Source organism: Pseudomonas sp. D3-27 (assembly GCF_051132165.1).
Taxonomy (GTDB): domain Bacteria; phylum Pseudomonadota; class Gammaproteobacteria; order Pseudomonadales; family Pseudomonadaceae; genus Aquipseudomonas.
This window is the reverse complement of sequence record NZ_CP071667.1, coordinates 2,525,998-2,542,701: the sequence shown is the minus strand read 5'-3', so window position 1 is coordinate 2,542,701 and position 16,704 is coordinate 2,525,998. Positions and strand designations below refer to the sequence as shown.

The window sequence follows — 16,704 nt, the reverse complement described above, 5'->3', positions numbered from 1 at the left end:
AAGAGCTTTCTGGCCTTCATGGGCTGGAACATCACCCATAAAAAAGCCCCGCATCTCTCGATGCGGGGCTTTTTATTCAACGGTGAATCAGTTGGCCGTCACGACCGCCTGACCACTCAGCGCCAGGTCCAGCAGCTCGCGGTTGGCCACCGCATACATGGCGTAGTCGGTGCCGCTGGCGGCACGGATGTCCACCAGCATGGCGCGCCAGCGCTCGACCATTTCACGATGCTGCTCGAGCCACAGCGCCAGGCGGGTTTCCACGTCCTGGCTACCGTCACCTTCCTGCAGGACCGAGATGGTGATCGCCCGTTGCTGCCAGTCGATGTCATCGCGGAACGCTTCACGGGCCAGGGCCTGCCAGTTGTTTTCAACCGGCAAGGCACTGATTTGCTGCAGGTACCAGGTGATGTCAAGCGCGCTGCCCACGGCGAAGTAAGCCTTGGCCACGTCGGCGGCGTTCTGGCCGGTGACGTCGGACGCCTCGATGATCGGCAACAAGGTGTACAGGTGCGTAGTACCGGCAACCATGCGCGCCAGCAGTTCCGGCACGCCGGCCGCCACGTAGGCCTGGTAGCGAGTCTGCCAACCTTCGCGGGTCGGGCCTTCCAACAGTTCGTCGAGCTTGAGGCCCAACGCCGCCAGGTGCGGACCGAAGTGAGCGACGTCACGGGCAGCGTTCTGCTCGTTGCGGCGGCTGCGCAGGAACCAACGCGTGGCGCGACGACCCAGGCGCATCAGCTCATCCATCAGCTCCAGCTGCACGTCGGCGGAAACCTGGTGGTCCAGGGCTTCGATCTGGCGGAACCAGTGTGGGAGATGGAAGATATCCCGCACGATTACATAAGCACCCGCCACGTTCGCCGGGCTCATGCCCGTCGACTCTTTCAACCGCTGGACGAAGGTGATGCCCATGTGGTTGACCAGGTCGTTGGCGATCTGGGTGCTGACAATCTCGCGCTTCAGGCGATGGCGACGCATGGCCTCGGAGAACTTGCTCACCAGCGTTGGCGGGAAAGCCGTCTCCATGTCACGGGTCAGGTAATCATCGTCCGGCACCAAGGAGTTGAGCAGCGCTTCCTTGAGGTCGATCTTGCTGTAGGAGATCAGCACCGACAGTTCGGCACGGGTCAGGCCGTGGCCCGCCGCGACACGTTCGGCCAGTTGTTCTTCGGTCGGCAGGAACTCGATGGCGCGGTCCAGCTTGCCACGGGCTTCCAGGTCGTTCATCAAGCGCTTGTACTCGGCGATCCGCACGAAGGCGCGGCGTGCCGCCAGGGACAAGGCCTGGGTCTGCTTGTAGTTGTTGCCCAACACCAGGCCACCGACTTCGTCGGTCATGCTCGCCAGCAACTGGTTGCGCTGCTTGTCGGTCATGTCGCCGGCCTGCACCACTTCGTTGAGCAGGATCTTGATGTTCACTTCGTGGTCGGAGCAGTCCACGCCACCGGCGTTGTCGATGAAGTCGGTGTTGGTGGCGCCGCCATTGAGGCCGAACTCGACGCGACCCAGTTGGGTCATGCCCAGGTTACCGCCCTCGCCCACCACCTTGCAGCGCAATTCGTTGCCGTTCACGCGCAGTGCATCGTTGGCCTTGTCGCCGACATCGGCGTGGCTTTCGGTGCTGGCCTTGACGTAAGTGCCGATACCGCCGTTCCACAACAGGTCCACCGGCGCCTTGAGCAAGGCGTTCAGCAGTTCTGTCGGGGTCAGTTTGTCGGCCTTGATGTCGAAGCGCTCTTTCATCTGCGGCGAGATCGCGATGCTCTTCGCGCTGCGCGAGAAGATGCCGCCGCCCTCGGACATGATGCTGGTGTCGTAGTCGGTCCAGGCCGAACGCGGCAGCTCGAACAGACGCTTGCGTTCGGCAAAGCTGCTGGCAGGCTCTGGGTTCGGGTCGATGAAGATGTGCAGGTGGTTGAAAGCCGCGACCAGTTGCAGCTTGTCGGACATCAACAAGCCGTTGCCGAACACGTCGCCGGCCATGTCGCCGACGCCCACCACGGTGATGCTGTCTTGCTGGACGTTGATGCCGCGCTCGCGGAAGTGGCGCTGCACGCCGACCCACGCGCCCTTGGCGGTGATGCCCATTTTCTTGTGGTCGTAGCCGGCCGAACCGCCGGAGGCGAACGCATCGCCCAACCAGAAGCCGTAGTCGATGGCGATGCCGTTGGCGATGTCGGAGAAGGTTGCGGTGCCCTTGTCCGCCGCGACCACCAGGTACGGGTCATCGTCGTCATGCCGCACAACGTTGGCCGGCGGTACCAGCGCGCCGTCCTTCAGGTTGTCGGTGATGTCCAACAGGCCCGAAATGAAGATGCGGTAGCAGGCGATGCCCTCGGCCGCGATCTCGTCCCGGCTGCCGCCCAATGGCAGGCGACGCGGCAGGAAACCGCCCTTGGCGCCCACCGGCACGATCACCGAGTTCTTCACTTGCTGGGCTTTTACCAGGCCCAGCACTTCGGTGCGGTAGTCTTCTTCACGATCCGACCAGCGCAGACCGCCACGGGCAACGTTGCCGAAGCGCAGGTGCACGCCTTCGACCCGTGGCGAGTAGACGAAGATTTCGAACTTCGGCACCGGCTTCGGCAGTTCCGGAATCAGGTGCGGGTTGAACTTGAAGCTGAAGTACGACTTGTTCTGGCCGTTGGCGTCGGTCTGGTAGAAGTTGGTCCGCAAGGTGGCCTTGATCAGGTCCAGATAGCGACGCAGGATGCGGTCTTCGTTGAGTACCTGCACCTCGTCCAGGGCCGAGAGGATCGCTTGCTCCAGACGCAGTTGCTTGTCTTCCAGGTCGTCGCCGCTGAGCTTGCGCGCCAGGTAGAAACGGGTCTTGAACAACCGGGTCAATTCGCGAGCGATGTCGGTGTGGTTGTTCAGGGTACTGGCGATGTAGCCGAGGTCGAAGCCCAGGCGGATCTGTTTCAGGTAGCGGGCGTAGGCACGCAGCAACGCCACGTCGCGCCATGGCAGGCCGGCGGTCAGCACCAGGCGGTTGAACGCATCGTTCTCGGCATCACCACGCACGATGTGGACGAACGCGTCCTGCAAGGTGTCGTTGAGTTGCTGGATGTCGAGGTCCAGGCCTTCGGCGGCGGTGAAGGCGAAATCATGGATCCAGAACTCGCGGCCATTGGTGTGGCGCAGGCGGTACGGGAACTCGCCCAGCACGCGCAGGCCGAGGTTTTCCAGGATCGGCAGCACGTCGGACAACGCCAACGGCGTGTCGGCGTGATACAGCTTGCAATGCAGCTCACGCTGGCCGGAGACCTGGCCCAACGGTTGGTAGAAGCTCATCACCAGCGGGTTGGTTTCACTCAGGCTCAGCAGGTGTTGCATGTCCACCACGGCGGAGTGCGCGGCAAAGCGCTCGCGGTAGCCGGCCGGGAAGCCTTTCGGGAAATCCGACAGCACGTTGGTGCCCTGGGCTTCGCCGAAGCTCTCGATGACCAGGCTGGCGTAGTCGTCCTTCCAACTGCGGCAGGCCTGCACGACTTCTTTTTCCAGCAGCAGCGGGTCGATGTCGATGCGGTTCTTCGGATCGACGCGCAGGATCAACTGCACACGGGCCAACACGGATTCGGAGAAGAAAGTCCAGAACTCGCAGTCCGAGGCTTTCAGGCGATCCATCAGCACTTGCTGGATCTTCTGGCGAACTTCGGTGGAGTAGATGTCACGCGGCACGTAGGCCAGGCAGTAGCAGAAACGGCCGTACGGGTCCTTGCGCAGGAAAACGCGAATCTTGTTGCGTTCCTGGATCTGCACGATCGACATGACGGTGCTGAACAGCTCGTCCACCGGGGTCTGGAACAGGTCGTCGCGGGGCAGCACTTCAACCACCTGGGCCAGTTCCTTGCCCAGGTGCGCCTTGGCCTGGAAGCCCGAGCGACGTTCGATTTCTTCGACCTTGCGGCGGATGTACGGAATGACCCGCACGCTCTCGCCATACACCGAGGAGGTGTAAAGGCCCATGAAGCGGCATTCCTTGACGACCTTGCCGTTGGCGTCGATCTCGCGGATCGATACGTAGTCCGGGTAGGCCGGACGGTGTACGCGGCTCGGGTGCGCGGCCTTGGCGAACGACAGCAGGGTCGGTTCGCGCAGGTAGTTGACGGCGTAGTCTTCGATGCGCAGGTCTTCGGCGGTCAGGCCGGCGCGCAGCAATTTGGTCAGGCCGAGGAAGGACTCGGGGTCGTACTCGATGTGACCGCCATCGGCTTCGTCGCGAACCACGAACTCTTCATAGCCCAGGAACGTGAAGTGGTTACCCACCAACCATTCCAGGAAGCTCTTGATCTCGGCCTTTTCGTCGGCGTCGGTGGCGTAGGCGCTGTTGTCCAGGCTCGCGAGGATTTCCTGCACCTTGGCTTTCATCGGCTCGAAATCAGCCACGGCGACGCGCACTTCGCCCAGCACCTGCTCAAGCTCCTTGCTCAGGACGTTGAGTTCGGCGGCGTTGGCGCAGCGGTCGATTTCCAGGTACATCAGCGACTCTTGCAGCACGTCGTCGCCCTGGGTGCCCTTCGGCAGGATCTCCAGCAACTCGCCCTTGCTGCCGCGACGCACGCTCAGGACGGTGGTTTGCAGGGTATGGATGCTGTAGCCGCGACGGTTCAGCTCGGTGCGGACCGAATCCACCAGGAACGGCAGGTCATGGTGCAGCACTTCGACGGCGGTGTGGGTCGATTGCCAGCCGTGGCGTTCGTAATCGGGGTTATAGACGCGCACCTGCGGTTGCGCGTGGTCGAAGCGCTCAAGCAGGCGCCAAGCGGACAGGGTGCAGCCGGCGAGGTCGGACAACCGGCGCTGGGTGAGTTCATCGAGGGAAATGATGCCGAAAAATTGTTCAGCGAACAGCGCCACTTGTGGCAGTGCCTGTTCACTGATGTGCTGCGCCAGTGCCGCTTGCAGTTGATGCTGGAAGTCGGCTTTGCTGGCTGCGGTGAAGAACGCCATCTGTGGTACTCCGCTTGGGCTTGTTATTGATGAAAGCGTCGCGTGCAGCCCCTTTAGGGGCCGTCGGCCATCCCGTTCCTGATTCTCGGGCAGAGGAAACAGGATGACAGGTGGGTGAAGCTGGACGCGACCCGCAGGTCACATCCTTTTCTCACCTAATTGCAACGTAATGACCACCTGCAAAAAACACTCCGCGATGCTCTTTGCAGGTACACATCCGTTGCGCAGCTTAACGAGTGCGACAACGTGCCTGCTTGCAGCGCTGCGACATATTCGGTCATCGGCTAGCTCCCCCGCTCGCCAGGCATCGAACAACCCTAGGCTGTGTACGAAATGTGCGCGAGCACATTTCATACAGACCCTAGCAGTCCCAGGGCCAAACGGCACCCTGCGGTGGTAATCCAGCAGAAATTCGCCCGGACTGGCAAAATCCCGTTTTTGCCCCCGCAAGGCTCATCGGAGCCAGGAGCCTTCCATGCAAATGACCACCGCCCTGCTGATCGCCAACCCATGCGATGACGAAGAAGACAACATGGCCATGCTCTGCTGCCACAGCGCCCAGGGCGAAATGTTCCTGATGACGCGCTATCCGGACGAAGACGAACTGGAGATAACCCTGGACGGCGAGCCCTCGACGCTGGACGGCGTCAAGGTCACCCTCAGCTCGACCCTGCTGAAAATCGAAATCGCCGCGACGGACGCCGATGCGCTCAATGGCGATGATGTGCTGGAAATAACCTTCGATCCCAAGGTGACGGACGTGGCGGAAGTGGAGCTGACCTTGCAGAACATCCTCAGGGGCACGGGGACCTATATAAGCCAGCTCTGACGCCCAAGGCGACCGCACCTCTGTGGCGAGGGGATTTATCCCCGCTGGGCTGCGAAGCGGCCCCCAAACCAGGCAACTCGGTGCGCCAGGAGGATTGAGTTCACTGCTTTAGGGCTGCTTCGCAGCCCAACGGGGATAAATCCCCTCGCCACAAGATCCGTGCGTCAGCTGTTATTCGTCGTTCTGCAATAGATTGCCATCGGCGTCATAGACCAGGTACTCGTCACTGTTATTCCGATCCCTCACGTAATAACGGGCCTCGTTGCCGTTCTCCGGCACTTTCATGCTGGTGTACGAACCGAGTTCCTTGAACAGTTTGTTTTCCTGGCTGATCAAGACCAACGAGGTACCCCCACCGGCCCGGATCGCCGCTGCATAACGGGTCTGAAACGCGTTGATCTGGTCGTAATCCAGCGGCACTCTCAACCGCCCCGCCAGGTCGATGGCACCGTAGCTGCCATCACGTCCCACCACCGCCATACCGTTGGAGAACGGCGTCACTTCGTCATAGGGCAACTTGATCGGTAGCCGCGCGCCCTGGCGATCGATAAAAGCGAACTTCCTGCTTTTGGTGTCCTGCACCAGCAGCGGCTGCTGCCCCGCGAACCGACCTATCACGCTGTAGCCCTGAAGGTTGATCCGTCTACCTTCCAGGTCGAAAACATCCTCACGACTCCTATCGGCGGAGCTGGCGTAGAGCAGACCCGCGCTGTGCTCGATGCCCGAGAATTGCGTCGGCAGGATCTCCTTGCCGTCCAGAGTATAAGCGCCGTACAGGCCTTCCATTAGATCAGTTCGCTTGCCAATACGGGCAATGAACAGGCTGTCCGTTACGGTGGGGTTGACGAATTTCATCGGCAACACGAACCGATGATGCCTGGCATCGTAGAGCCCATAAGGACCGTTGGTTTCACGCTCCACCAGCAGCAGGCCATCGCTCAGCGCCTCGGTGATGTGTTCGAACGGCAGGTCGACAAGCTTGTTGCTACCGGCGGGGAAATAGGCCAGCTGGCTGCGCAACGCCTGCCACTGCGACTCTGGGTCGCTGGGCTTCTCCGGAAAAAACAACGTGTAGGTATCGGCTACCTGGGTATCTTGTACCTGCACCCAACGGGGCTTGATCAGCCACTGGCCGGTCTGGTCGATGAAGCCATAGCGCTCGGCCTTGCGGTCCAAGGCGATGTACCGCGCCTGAGCTGCCAGGACGTTGTCGACCTGGGTGAACTCAACGGTGTAGTCCTCCATCGGGTCGAGCACATGGATGACGATACGTTGCGGGGTGGCTTCAAATCGATAGTCGACCTCGGTGTTTTTCAATGGCCCCGCCTGAGCGGCCAGCGCCTCGCTCAGGCGTTCCAACTGCTGTTGCACCGCCTGGCCGGTCTTGAGCTGCTTGAAGTCGTCCTTGGTCTGTAGCAGCGCGTTGTAATAGTCGTGCAACGCCGCGATGTCGCCATCGGAGGGGAACGCCCGGGAGCTGTTCCCGTTGCTGTAGAGCGCCCTGCCCTTATCGTCCAGCCCCTGCACCACGAAAGTCGATAGTTTCGGCGTACTCAAGCGCACGGAGGCGCTGCCATCACCCAGGGCCATGAGCTGGAAGGACTGGCCGTCCAGGGTCACTTTCGGCTGATCCTTATCCAGCACCACTTTCCGGAACGCGGGATAACTGCGGTAAGCGACCGTCAGACCCAGACTCGCCAGCGGTTTGTTCACCGCAAGTGCGAAGGCATCATGAGACGCGATCATGTCCTCGGACTCGACCTTGGGCGGCGCCTTGAACTCGGCGAAGGTTTTTTCGCTGCCATCGCGAAAAACCAAGCGCTGCGGCAGATACTGCTCGGCCGTCGGCTCATCCGGCATGGCGGCGCGCTTCCAGAGCGGATCAAGCGTGCTGGTATCGAGCCGCACCTCAGAACCATCGGCAAACAGCCTCTGGGCAAAACGCAGGCCTTGGATCGACGCCAATTCAGCTTTCAACTGCGCGCTGGTGTACGGAACAAACAGCGACTCGTATTGCAACGGCTGCTCGCCGGCAGGCTCGCTCGTCGAGTGGGTCAGGCTCAATTGCACGTCACTGAGCCGCTCCAGGGACCTGAGGGTTTCACCGGTATCCTGGATCAAGTAATTAATGCGCTTCTGCACCTCGGACGGCGCCAGCGCGCTGATGTCCTCGATGCCCCCTTCATTCAGTTCTTCGGCGCCGAAACCTTCATCGACCGGCGCACCGCCGTGGCGAAGCCAATAGAAGGACGCACAACCCACCACCAACAGGGCCACACTCAGTATCGACAGCAATCTCAAACGAGTATCGACAGCAATCTCAAACGAGGCTGGGTAAAGTTCATAGTGGCTTTGGTAGTCTAAGGGCTGGGAAAGGCAGGCAGCTAACCACACGGCCTGGCGCGCTGCAAATCGCCTGGCTGGCCCGGTTCTGTTGAAGGCCTGCTTGGATCGTCGCGTCTGTCCGAGTGATGCGAAGCACCGTCGGTCGTACCTGTGACGCGCCGCCCTTGACGACCGAATGAGTTCTGGTGTTTCCTGAAACCGGTTTCAGAACCTCGATAAATCTAAAAAGCAGGTTTCAATCCGTGAATTCTTTCTCCGCCGCCCAGCGCAGCCGCGTGACCATGCTCGACGTCGCCGAACGCGCTGGGGTCTCCAAGGCCAGCGTCTCGCGTTTCATTGGCGAGGACCGCGCCCTGCTCTCGGAAGCCATCGCCCGGCGCATCGAGCAGGCGATCAGCGAGCTGGGCTACCGGCCGAATCAGATGGCCCGCGGCCTCAAGCGCGGGCGCACGCGCCTGATCGGCATGCTCGTGGCCGATATCCGCAACCCCTATTCGATTGCCGTGATGCATGGCGTGGAAACCGCCTGCCGGCGCCACGGCTACAGCCTGGTGGTGTGCAACACCGACCGCGACGATGAGCAGGAGCGCCAACACCTGGCGCTGCTGCGCGCCTATAACGTCGAAGGGCTGATTGTGAACACGCTGGGTCATCACCGCGATGAGCTGGTCGAACTGCGCAGCGAGATGCCCATGGTGCTGGTGGATCGCAAGGTCGATCGACTCGAAGCCGACCTCGTCGGGCTGGACAACCCGGCCGCCGTCGAGCTGGCCCTCGATCACCTCGAACAGCGCGGCTACCGCGACCTGCTGTTGGTCACCGAGCCGTACGATGGCACCAGTTCGCGGATCGAGCGGGTCGACAGTTTCAAGGCCAGCATCGAACGACGCCCAGCCCTGGCCGGCACCGTGGTGGAAACCTGCGATCAACTGCTCCCGCGCATCAAGACCTTTCTCGCCCAGCCGGACCGTGGCCCCAAGGCGTTGTTTTGCGCTAACGGTATCGCCGCGCTGGCTGCGACCCAGGCATTACGCGATTTGGGTTGCCACTTGTTCGACGATATCGGTTTGATCGCCCTCGATGACCTGGACTGGTATCCCTTGGTGGGCAGCGGCATTACCGCCCTCGCCCAACCCACCGCTGAAATCGGCGCCCGCGCGTTCGAATGCCTGCTCAAGCGTCTGCGCGGCGATAACGGGCCGGTGCAGACCCTGGATTTCTCGGCGCGGTTGATTGAGCGTGGGTCGACGCTTGGAGTTTTTCGGTGATCGGGCTGGCCCCATAGCGAGCAGGCTCGCTCCCACACTGGACTTGCGTCGCACTGAAGATCCCTTGTGGGAGCGAGCCTGCTCGCGATGAGGCCCTCAAACACATTCCATAATTTTTTTGACCAAAACTGAAACCGGTTTCAGAGGTACAACAACAATGAACAAACCAGCCGTTTCCATCAGCCTCTCCAGTTACGGCGCCGACCTCGTGCGCCAGCATGGTCAAGGCAGCTTCATCGCCCTGCTGGCCGCCGCCGGCGCGTCGCGCATCGAATGGCGCGAAGAGCTGCTCACCACCGAACAACCCGCCGAACTAGCCGCTGGGGCGCGGGCCCAGGGGTTGGAAAGTATCTTTTCATCGCCGATCGAACTCTGGCTCCCCGGCCAGCCCAGGCCCAATCCCGCCCTGGCGTCCACCCTGCAACGTTGCGAAGCGTTCGGCTCGGCTTGGCTGAAGGTTTCCCTCGGCCACTTCACTGACTCCCACGACGTATCAGCCCTGGCGGATGCCCTATCGGCAAGCCCGGTGCAACTGCTGGTGGAAAACGACCAGACCTTGCAAGGCGGGCGGATCGAGCCCTTGCAACGCTTCTTCGCGGCGGTGGAAGAACGCGGGGTACCCATCGGCATGACCTTCGACATCGGCAACTGGCAATGGCAGGACCAATCAGCCACCGTGGCCGCCCTGCAACTCGGACGGCACGTGGCATATGTGCATTGCAAGGCCGTGGCCCGACGCGCCGATGGCAAGCTGGTCGCGGTGCCGCCAGCCGCGACCGACCTGCACCTGTGGGAGCAATTGCTCAAGCACATGCCGGTCGGCGTGATGCGCGCCGCCGAGTACCCGCTAGAAGGCGATGACCTGCTGCAACTGACCGCTGAACATGTCGCCACCCTGTCCCGCCTGGGGCAATCGCGCCGGGAGGCCGCTCATGTCTGAGATCGATGTGCTGTCGTTCGGTGAAACCATGGCCATGCTGGTGGCCGACGAGACCGGCGACCTGGCGGCCGTCAAACAGTTTCACAAACGCATCGCCGGGGCCGACAGCAATGTGGCCATCGGCTTGGCGCGGCTGGGTTTTCAAGTCGCGTGGCTCAGTCGGGTCGGCGCCGACTCCCTGGGCCGTTTCGTGGTGCAGACGCTGGAAAAGGAAGGCCTGGATTGCCGTCACGTGGCGGTTGATCCGGCGCACCCCACCGGGTTCCAGCTCAAGTCCCGTACCGACGATGGCAGCGACCCGCAAGTCGAATATTTCCGGCGTGGTTCGGCGGCCAGTCACTTGTCCGTGGACTCCATCGCACCGCCATTGCTCGCCGCCCGTCATTTGCATGCCACCGGTATCGTGCCAGCGCTGTCTGTGACTGCACGGGCGATGTCCTTCGAATTGATGACCCGCATGCGCGAGGCCGGCCGCAGCCTGTCGTTCGACCCCAACCTGCGCCCGAGCCTGTGGTCCAGCGAAGCGACGATGATCAGCGAGATCAATCGCCACGCCGCCCTCGCCCACTGGGTCTTGCCCGGCCTCGGTGAAGGTCGGTTGCTGACCGGTTTTGACGACCCGGCCGACATCGCCGCGTTCTACCTGGACCAGGGCGCCGAAGCCGTGGTGATCAAGCTCGGCCCGGACGGCGCTTATTACCGCACCTCGCGTGACCAGGGATTCATCGCCGGCGTGCCGGTGGCCCGGGTGGTGGACACCGTGGGCGCCGGGGATGGCTTCGCCGTCGGCCTGATCAGCGCATTGCTCGAAGGCCGCGACATCACCGAGGCGGTACGGCGGGCGAACTGGATTGGCAGCCGCGCGGTGCAGAACCGTGGAGACATGGAAGGGCTGCCGACGCGCCTGGAATTGTCGGCTGAATTTGAAACCGCCCATCGCGAGCAAGCTCGCTCCCACAAAGATTCGAGTTACCCCTGTGGAAGCGAGCTCGCTCGCGATTGAATCCACCGCTAAACGCACCTGCTGCATAAAAACAACAAGCTCAGGAGTCAACGACATGCAAACGCTCAACCTCGCCACCCGCCGCTGGTGGTACATCATGCCCATCGTCTTCATCACCTACAGTCTGGCCTACCTGGACCGGGCCAACTATGGTTTCGCCGCGGCTTCGGGCATGGCCGAAGACTTGATGATCACGCCAGGGCTGTCCTCGTTGCTCGGCGCGCTGTTTTTCCTCGGCTATTTTTTCTTCCAGGTCCCTGGGGCGATCTACGCGCAGAAGCACAGCGTGAAGAAGTTGATCTTCGTCAGCCTGATCCTCTGGGGCTCGCTGGCGACCCTCACGGGCGTGGTCTCCAATGCGTATTGGCTGATCGTGATCCGCTTCATGCTCGGCGTGGTGGAAGCCGCCGTGATGCCGGCGATGCTGGTCTATCTCTGCCATTGGTTCACCCGGGCCGAACGCTCGCGGGCCAACACCTTCCTGATCCTTGGCAACCCGGTCACCATGCTGTGGATGTCGGTGGTCTCGGGGTACCTCGTCGAGCAATTCGACTGGCGCTGGATGTTCATCATCGAGGGCCTGCCGGCGGTGCTCTGGGCTTTTGTCTGGTGGCGCCTGGCCGATGATCGTCCAGCCCAGGCCAAGTGGCTCAGCGAGCAGGAGAAGAAGGACCTGGAAAGCGTGCTGGCCGCCGAGCAGGTCGGTATCAAGGCCGTGAAGAACTATGCCGAGGCCTTCCGCTCGCCGAAAGTGATCATCCTGGCGTTGCAGTTTTTTTTCTGGAGCATTGGCGTCTACGGGTTCGTGCTGTGGTTGCCGTCGATCCTCAAGGCAGGCCTGAAGATGAACATGGTCGAGGCGGGATGGCTGTCATCGCTGCCTTATCTGGCGGCAGTGATCGCCATGCTGATCGTGTCCTGGGCGTCGGACAAGGTCCAGAAACGCAAGCGTTTCGTCTGGCCGCCGCTGCTGATCGCCTCCATCGCGTTTTACGCCTCCTATCTGCTCGGAGCTGAACACTTCTGGTGGTCCTATGCCTTGCTGGTGATTGCCGGCGCCTGCATGTACGCGCCCTACGGGCCGTTTTTCGCCATCGTTCCGGAGATTCTCCCGGCCAATGTCGCGGGTGGCGCCATGGCGCTGATCAACAGCATGGGCGCGCTGGGTTCGTTCGGCGGCTCCTATCTGGTGGGCTACCTCAACGGTTCCACCGGCTCCACCGGCATGTCCTTTCTGTTGATGAGCGGCGCGCTGCTGCTGTCGGTGTTGCTGACCCTTGCCCTCAAACCCGGCGCCAGCGACCGGGTCGTGACCAAAACCGCGACGCCCCATCCGACGCCTGTCCGTTAACGAATCGGGAACCCCCATGAAAAAGCACGTGGTGTTGTACAAAAAGCTGTCAGCGCAACTGATGGATCGCTTGCAGGCGCATGCCCAGGTCACCCTCATCGAAAACCTGGACGCCCAGGGCCTGGCGCAACTGCGCACCGCCCTGCCCAGCGCCCATGCCCTGCTGGGCGCGAGCCTCAGGCTCGATCCGTCGCTGCTGGACCTGGCGCCGCATCTCGAGGCGATCGCCAGCGTTTCGGTGGGCGTCGACAATTACGATATCGATTACCTGACCGAACGCCGGATCCTGCTCACCAATACGCCGGACGTGTTGACCGAAACCACCGCCGACACCGGCTTCGCCTTGATTCTGGCAACCGCCCGACGCGTGGTGGAGCTGGCCAACCTCGTCCGCGCAGGCGGTTGGCAACAGAGCATCGGGCCCCGACATTTCGGCAGCGACGTCCACGGCAAGACCCTGGGCATCGTCGGCATGGGCCGCATCGGCGAAGCCCTGGCCCAGCGCGGGCACTTTGGCTTCGGCATGCCGGTGCTCTATCACAGTCACTCGCCCAAGCCTGCGGTGGAGCAGCGTTTCAATGCGCGCTATTGCGATCTGGATACGCTGCTGCAACAGGCCGACTTCATATGCCTGACCTTGCCGTTGACCGCTGAAACCGAAGACCTGATCGATGCACGGGCGTTTGCGCAGATGCGCCCTGACAGCATCTTCATCAACATCTCCCGAGGCAAAGTCGTCGACGAAGCGGCAATGATCGACGCCTTGCGCAACGGGCAGATCCGTGGCGCCGGGCTGGACGTTTTCGAGCGCGAGCCCCTGGACCCGGAATCGCCGCTGTTGCAGATGGACAACGTAGTGGCGACGCCGCACATGGGCTCCGCCACCCACGAGACCCGGGAAGCGATGGCGCGTTGTGCCGTGGAGAACCTGCTGGCGGCGCTGGCGGGTGAAAGGCCAGCGAACCTGGTCAATCCGGGGGCGTGGAAGCGCTGACATTGCGGCCTTCAAAATGTGCCATCGCAAGCAAGATCGCGATGGCACCTGTATTCATTTAGATGTGCACGCAACACAACCTTTCCGGGCACACCCGCCTTAGAGCGCCGCTGCCGAATTATCCTTTTGATCCTTCCTTAAATAATATAAACATACCAAACGGCGAAAACAGTAGAGAGAAACCACACTTCCAGCAAAGCAGCTACATTCCTACATCTCCCTCCTACTCAACGGCAAGAACAAACCTACGTCAGCCTCCGAAGTCACGCAATAGCCTTCACATCACCCCAATGCTATTAATCAATCACTTGCGAACAAACGCAAGTTGGGCGCTCGCATCGCGACGCCCATTAATTACATTGGAGTAATCGATATGGGCAGGAAACGCTCTGAAATAAATCATACCTTTTTCGGCCTGCCGCAGGCATTAGGCCTTTCTAAAGATCTGCTCGCAACGGAAGCCGATTTTTTCGCGTCACTGACTGCAAAAAAACTATCCATTAAACGAATGAAATACTCGACCGAACGGTAGCCCGCTTCTCAGGCAACAGCATCGTCACCCAGATCTATATCCCAGGACTTGAGCGCTTCAACATCATTAGAAACGGTCGCTTGGTGGTGCCTCAGTACGTGTTACGCGGTTGAATTATCGAACGCAAAGCAACCAGGAGCGAGTACATGCACAGCATCCGAGCAATGATAAAAACCGCCTATAAAAAACACGCCAAGCTTCTAGCAATAACCGTAATCACAATTATCGCACTCAAGCTCATCACACTTGCCCCCCCGCTGTTACTCGGAACCATTATCGATACCCTGCAAGACAATAGCAATCCAGCATCGAGCACTCTACTTGCAATGACGACAGGCCTGATTGTCGCGGGATGTATTCATGCCGTCATCACGCCTCTGCAGCTCCATGCGCTGTCCAAGCTGGTACAGGGCATTATCATGAGCGCCTCCATTGAGTGGATCACCGAACTCATAGGTAAAGAATTTTCGTTATTTAACTCTTGGAGAATCGGTCATTTCATCAAATCGGTCGAGCGCGGAATTACTGCCCACGAACAACTACTCACTTTCATTGTAACCATTGCGCTCCCCGTACTCCTGGAGTTTATAGTTGTTGGGGGAGCTTTTGTTTACATAGGGGGTGGTGATATTTTTTTGAGCATGACGGCATCCGGAGTTATCTATCTGGCTACCACCCACCAAATTATCAAATGGCGAAGAAAGCACATCGATGCAGTCAATGAACAGGAAGATGAGTTAAGTGCACACCTCTACAACACCCTCAACGCGGGGAAAAACATAAAGCTGGAAGGTGCCATACCTACTGCCCTGCACCCGTTGAACGCGGCGTTCAGACGTTATGCCAGCGCTGCTGTCACTACCGCATCCTCTGGCGGCCTGCTGAGCACCGCCAAGATATTGTTCGTAAGCCTCTCCACTGGGGGATTGCTCTACTGGGGCGTCTTGGACCAGCTTTCGGGTCAGCCCAGTATCAGTGTCGGGCAGTTGGTTGCCATTTTTTCAATCGCGGGGAGTTATCTGCTCAGTATTTCAACCTTGACTGACGGGTATCGTGTTCTTGATCAGTTCCTTGCAGACCAGGGTCAATTTCAGGGTCTGCTATCACTCCCGGACTTCGATCGCAGCAATCGGCTGGCCTTGGTTGATTCCCAGCGCTCCTCAGTTCTGGAACTCGGCCCCTGCGAAGTGACGGGAACGGGACCGCTTCGCCTGTCGATCAAGCGCTCCCTGGCATTTGCTCAAGGGCAATCAGTGGCCGTTACGGGCCCTAGCGGCGCAGGCAAAACCACTTTTCTGGAAGTCCTCGCCGGGCTTGATGCATCAAAGCGAGACCTACTGAGCATCGACTTGGTACCGGTCTCACTTTTGACCGGCCAAGCCCACTTGGACGCCTTGAGATACTGCCCCCAACAACCGCGATTTCTGGAGGGTTCTTTTGAACAATCGGTTCTGTTCGGAGGCAGCGCATCGCCGAAGTTGTCTAGAGCCATACGGCAATTGGAACTGGATGAGATTGTGACAACACGGCAGGTCAGCGAAAATGCATCGAATATCTCCGGAGGCGAAGCTAAACGCCTATCACTGCTGCGCCTTATCAACAAACCCGGAAAATTCAATATGTTCGACGAGCCAAGCGCATCCATCGAACCCAGGCTGACCACGCCTCTATGGGACCTGTTATTCGACGTTTTTGCCGGGCAAGGGTTGATATGTGTCACCCATGACATTGACCACCTGCATCGATTTGACCGGGTCATTGTGATGCATGACGGGGCAATCGTGGAGGATGGTCGCTGGCTGGATCTTATCGACAGGCCAGCAATCAAGCTGCTGGTGGATGAGATTCGGATGCAGAACTAGCGAAATATGGTGCTGGATCTGCTGCCGTCATCGTCGGATCGCCGCCGGAGCAGGCTCGCTCCCAAGGTTTTGCCGTTTGCCCAAATTTAAGGAATGACACAAGTCCCTTGTGGCGAAGGAGCTTGCTCCCGTTCGGCTGCGCAGCAGTCGCAGGCCCGGCGGGCGCGGTGTGTATGGGGAACCGCGCCGGCTCGGTTTGGGGCTGCTGCGCAGCCCAGCGGGAGCAAGCTCCCTCGCCACGGGGTTATGTCGGCTGACGGGTTTCGATGTTGTCCAGTGCACGGTTCGCCAGCAGGCTGCCCAGTTCGATCAGTTGCTGAATGCCCAGGAGGAAATGCCGGCGTGAACCGTCCAGGTCGAAAGCCAAGTCATTGGCCATGGCATTGGCCGAAGCCAGGGTTTCGCTGAGGTAGGCAAGCAAGCTTTCGGTGTCGATGTCCTTGTTGACGGTAAAGAGTTGGCCGGGGGCAGGTTCTGCTCCGGGTTTGGCCGGTTTGCGTTTTAGGTAATGGTCGAGGACTCGGTCGGTGACTTCGTCGTGTTTTTGGGACTTGGTTTTTGGGCGCGGTGAGGACGAATCGGTGTTCGGTGGGTTGGGCGTTACTTTGAACATAGATGAAACT

10 protein-coding genes are annotated in these 16,704 nt (G+C 60.4%); 7 read left to right on the top strand and 3 right to left on the bottom strand.

Translation table 11 applies throughout. From position 1 onward, the window contains the following. Positions 1-87: 87 nt before the first annotated feature. A complete protein-coding gene (locus J3P92_RS11755) occupies positions 88-4,956 on the bottom strand; it encodes an NAD-glutamate dehydrogenase (RefSeq protein WP_420766522.1) in 4,869 nt (1,622 codons plus the stop codon). A gap of 475 nt (positions 4,957-5,431) precedes the next feature. On the opposite strand from J3P92_RS11755, the gene J3P92_RS11750 reads away from it, so the two are divergent. Then, positions 5,432-5,785, top strand: a complete 354-nt coding sequence (locus J3P92_RS11750; RefSeq protein ID WP_434650873.1) for a hypothetical protein — start codon at positions 5,432-5,434, stop codon at positions 5,783-5,785. Positions 5,786-5,956: 171 nt separating this feature from the next. On the opposite strand, the gene J3P92_RS11745 is transcribed toward J3P92_RS11750, so the two are convergent. Continuing rightward, positions 5,957-7,531, bottom strand: coding sequence for a WG repeat-containing protein (locus J3P92_RS11745; protein WP_434651118.1), 1,575 nt, complete (start codon positions 7,529-7,531; stop codon positions 5,957-5,959). 842 nt (positions 7,532-8,373) lie between these two features. Here J3P92_RS11745 and J3P92_RS11740 point away from each other — a divergent pair. The 6 genes from J3P92_RS11740 to J3P92_RS11715 all read left to right on the top strand — a co-directional run bounded on the left by J3P92_RS11740 (position 8,374) and on the right by J3P92_RS11715 (position 16,081). Further along, entirely contained in the window at positions 8,374-9,399 is a 1,026-nt protein-coding gene (locus J3P92_RS11740; protein ID WP_434650871.1) for a LacI family DNA-binding transcriptional regulator, read from the top strand. A gap of 157 nt (positions 9,400-9,556) precedes the next feature. After that, positions 9,557-10,339 carry a sugar phosphate isomerase/epimerase family protein gene (locus tag J3P92_RS11735; RefSeq protein ID WP_434650869.1) on the top strand — a complete coding sequence of 261 codons (783 nt, stop codon included), beginning with the start codon at positions 9,557-9,559 and terminating at the stop codon, positions 10,337-10,339. Next, positions 10,332-11,342 (top strand): sugar kinase, encoded by a 1,011-nt coding sequence (locus tag J3P92_RS11730; RefSeq protein WP_434650867.1) that lies wholly within the window; start codon positions 10,332-10,334, stop codon positions 11,340-11,342. Before J3P92_RS11735 ends, J3P92_RS11730 begins: the two co-directional genes overlap by 8 nt. Before the next feature lie 55 nt (positions 11,343-11,397). Beyond that, complete coding sequence (locus J3P92_RS11725; protein WP_434650865.1) at positions 11,398-12,693, top strand: MFS transporter; 1,296 nt, start codon at positions 11,398-11,400, stop codon at positions 12,691-12,693. Positions 12,694-12,709: 16 nt separating this feature from the next. Beyond that, on the top strand, positions 12,710-13,687 hold the full coding sequence (locus tag J3P92_RS11720; RefSeq protein ID WP_434563777.1) for a 2-hydroxyacid dehydrogenase: 978 nt from the start codon (positions 12,710-12,712) through the stop codon (positions 13,685-13,687). A 678-nt stretch (positions 13,688-14,365) separates the two neighbouring features. Continuing rightward, a complete protein-coding gene (locus J3P92_RS11715) occupies positions 14,366-16,081 on the top strand; it encodes an ATP-binding cassette domain-containing protein (protein WP_434650862.1) in 1,716 nt (571 codons plus the stop codon). 244 nt (positions 16,082-16,325) lie between these two features. On the opposite strand, the gene J3P92_RS11710 is transcribed toward J3P92_RS11715, so the two are convergent. Further along, positions 16,326-16,694, bottom strand: coding sequence for a DUF6124 family protein (locus tag J3P92_RS11710; RefSeq protein WP_420766530.1), 369 nt, complete (start codon positions 16,692-16,694; stop codon positions 16,326-16,328). Positions 16,695-16,704: the final 10 nt, after the last annotated feature.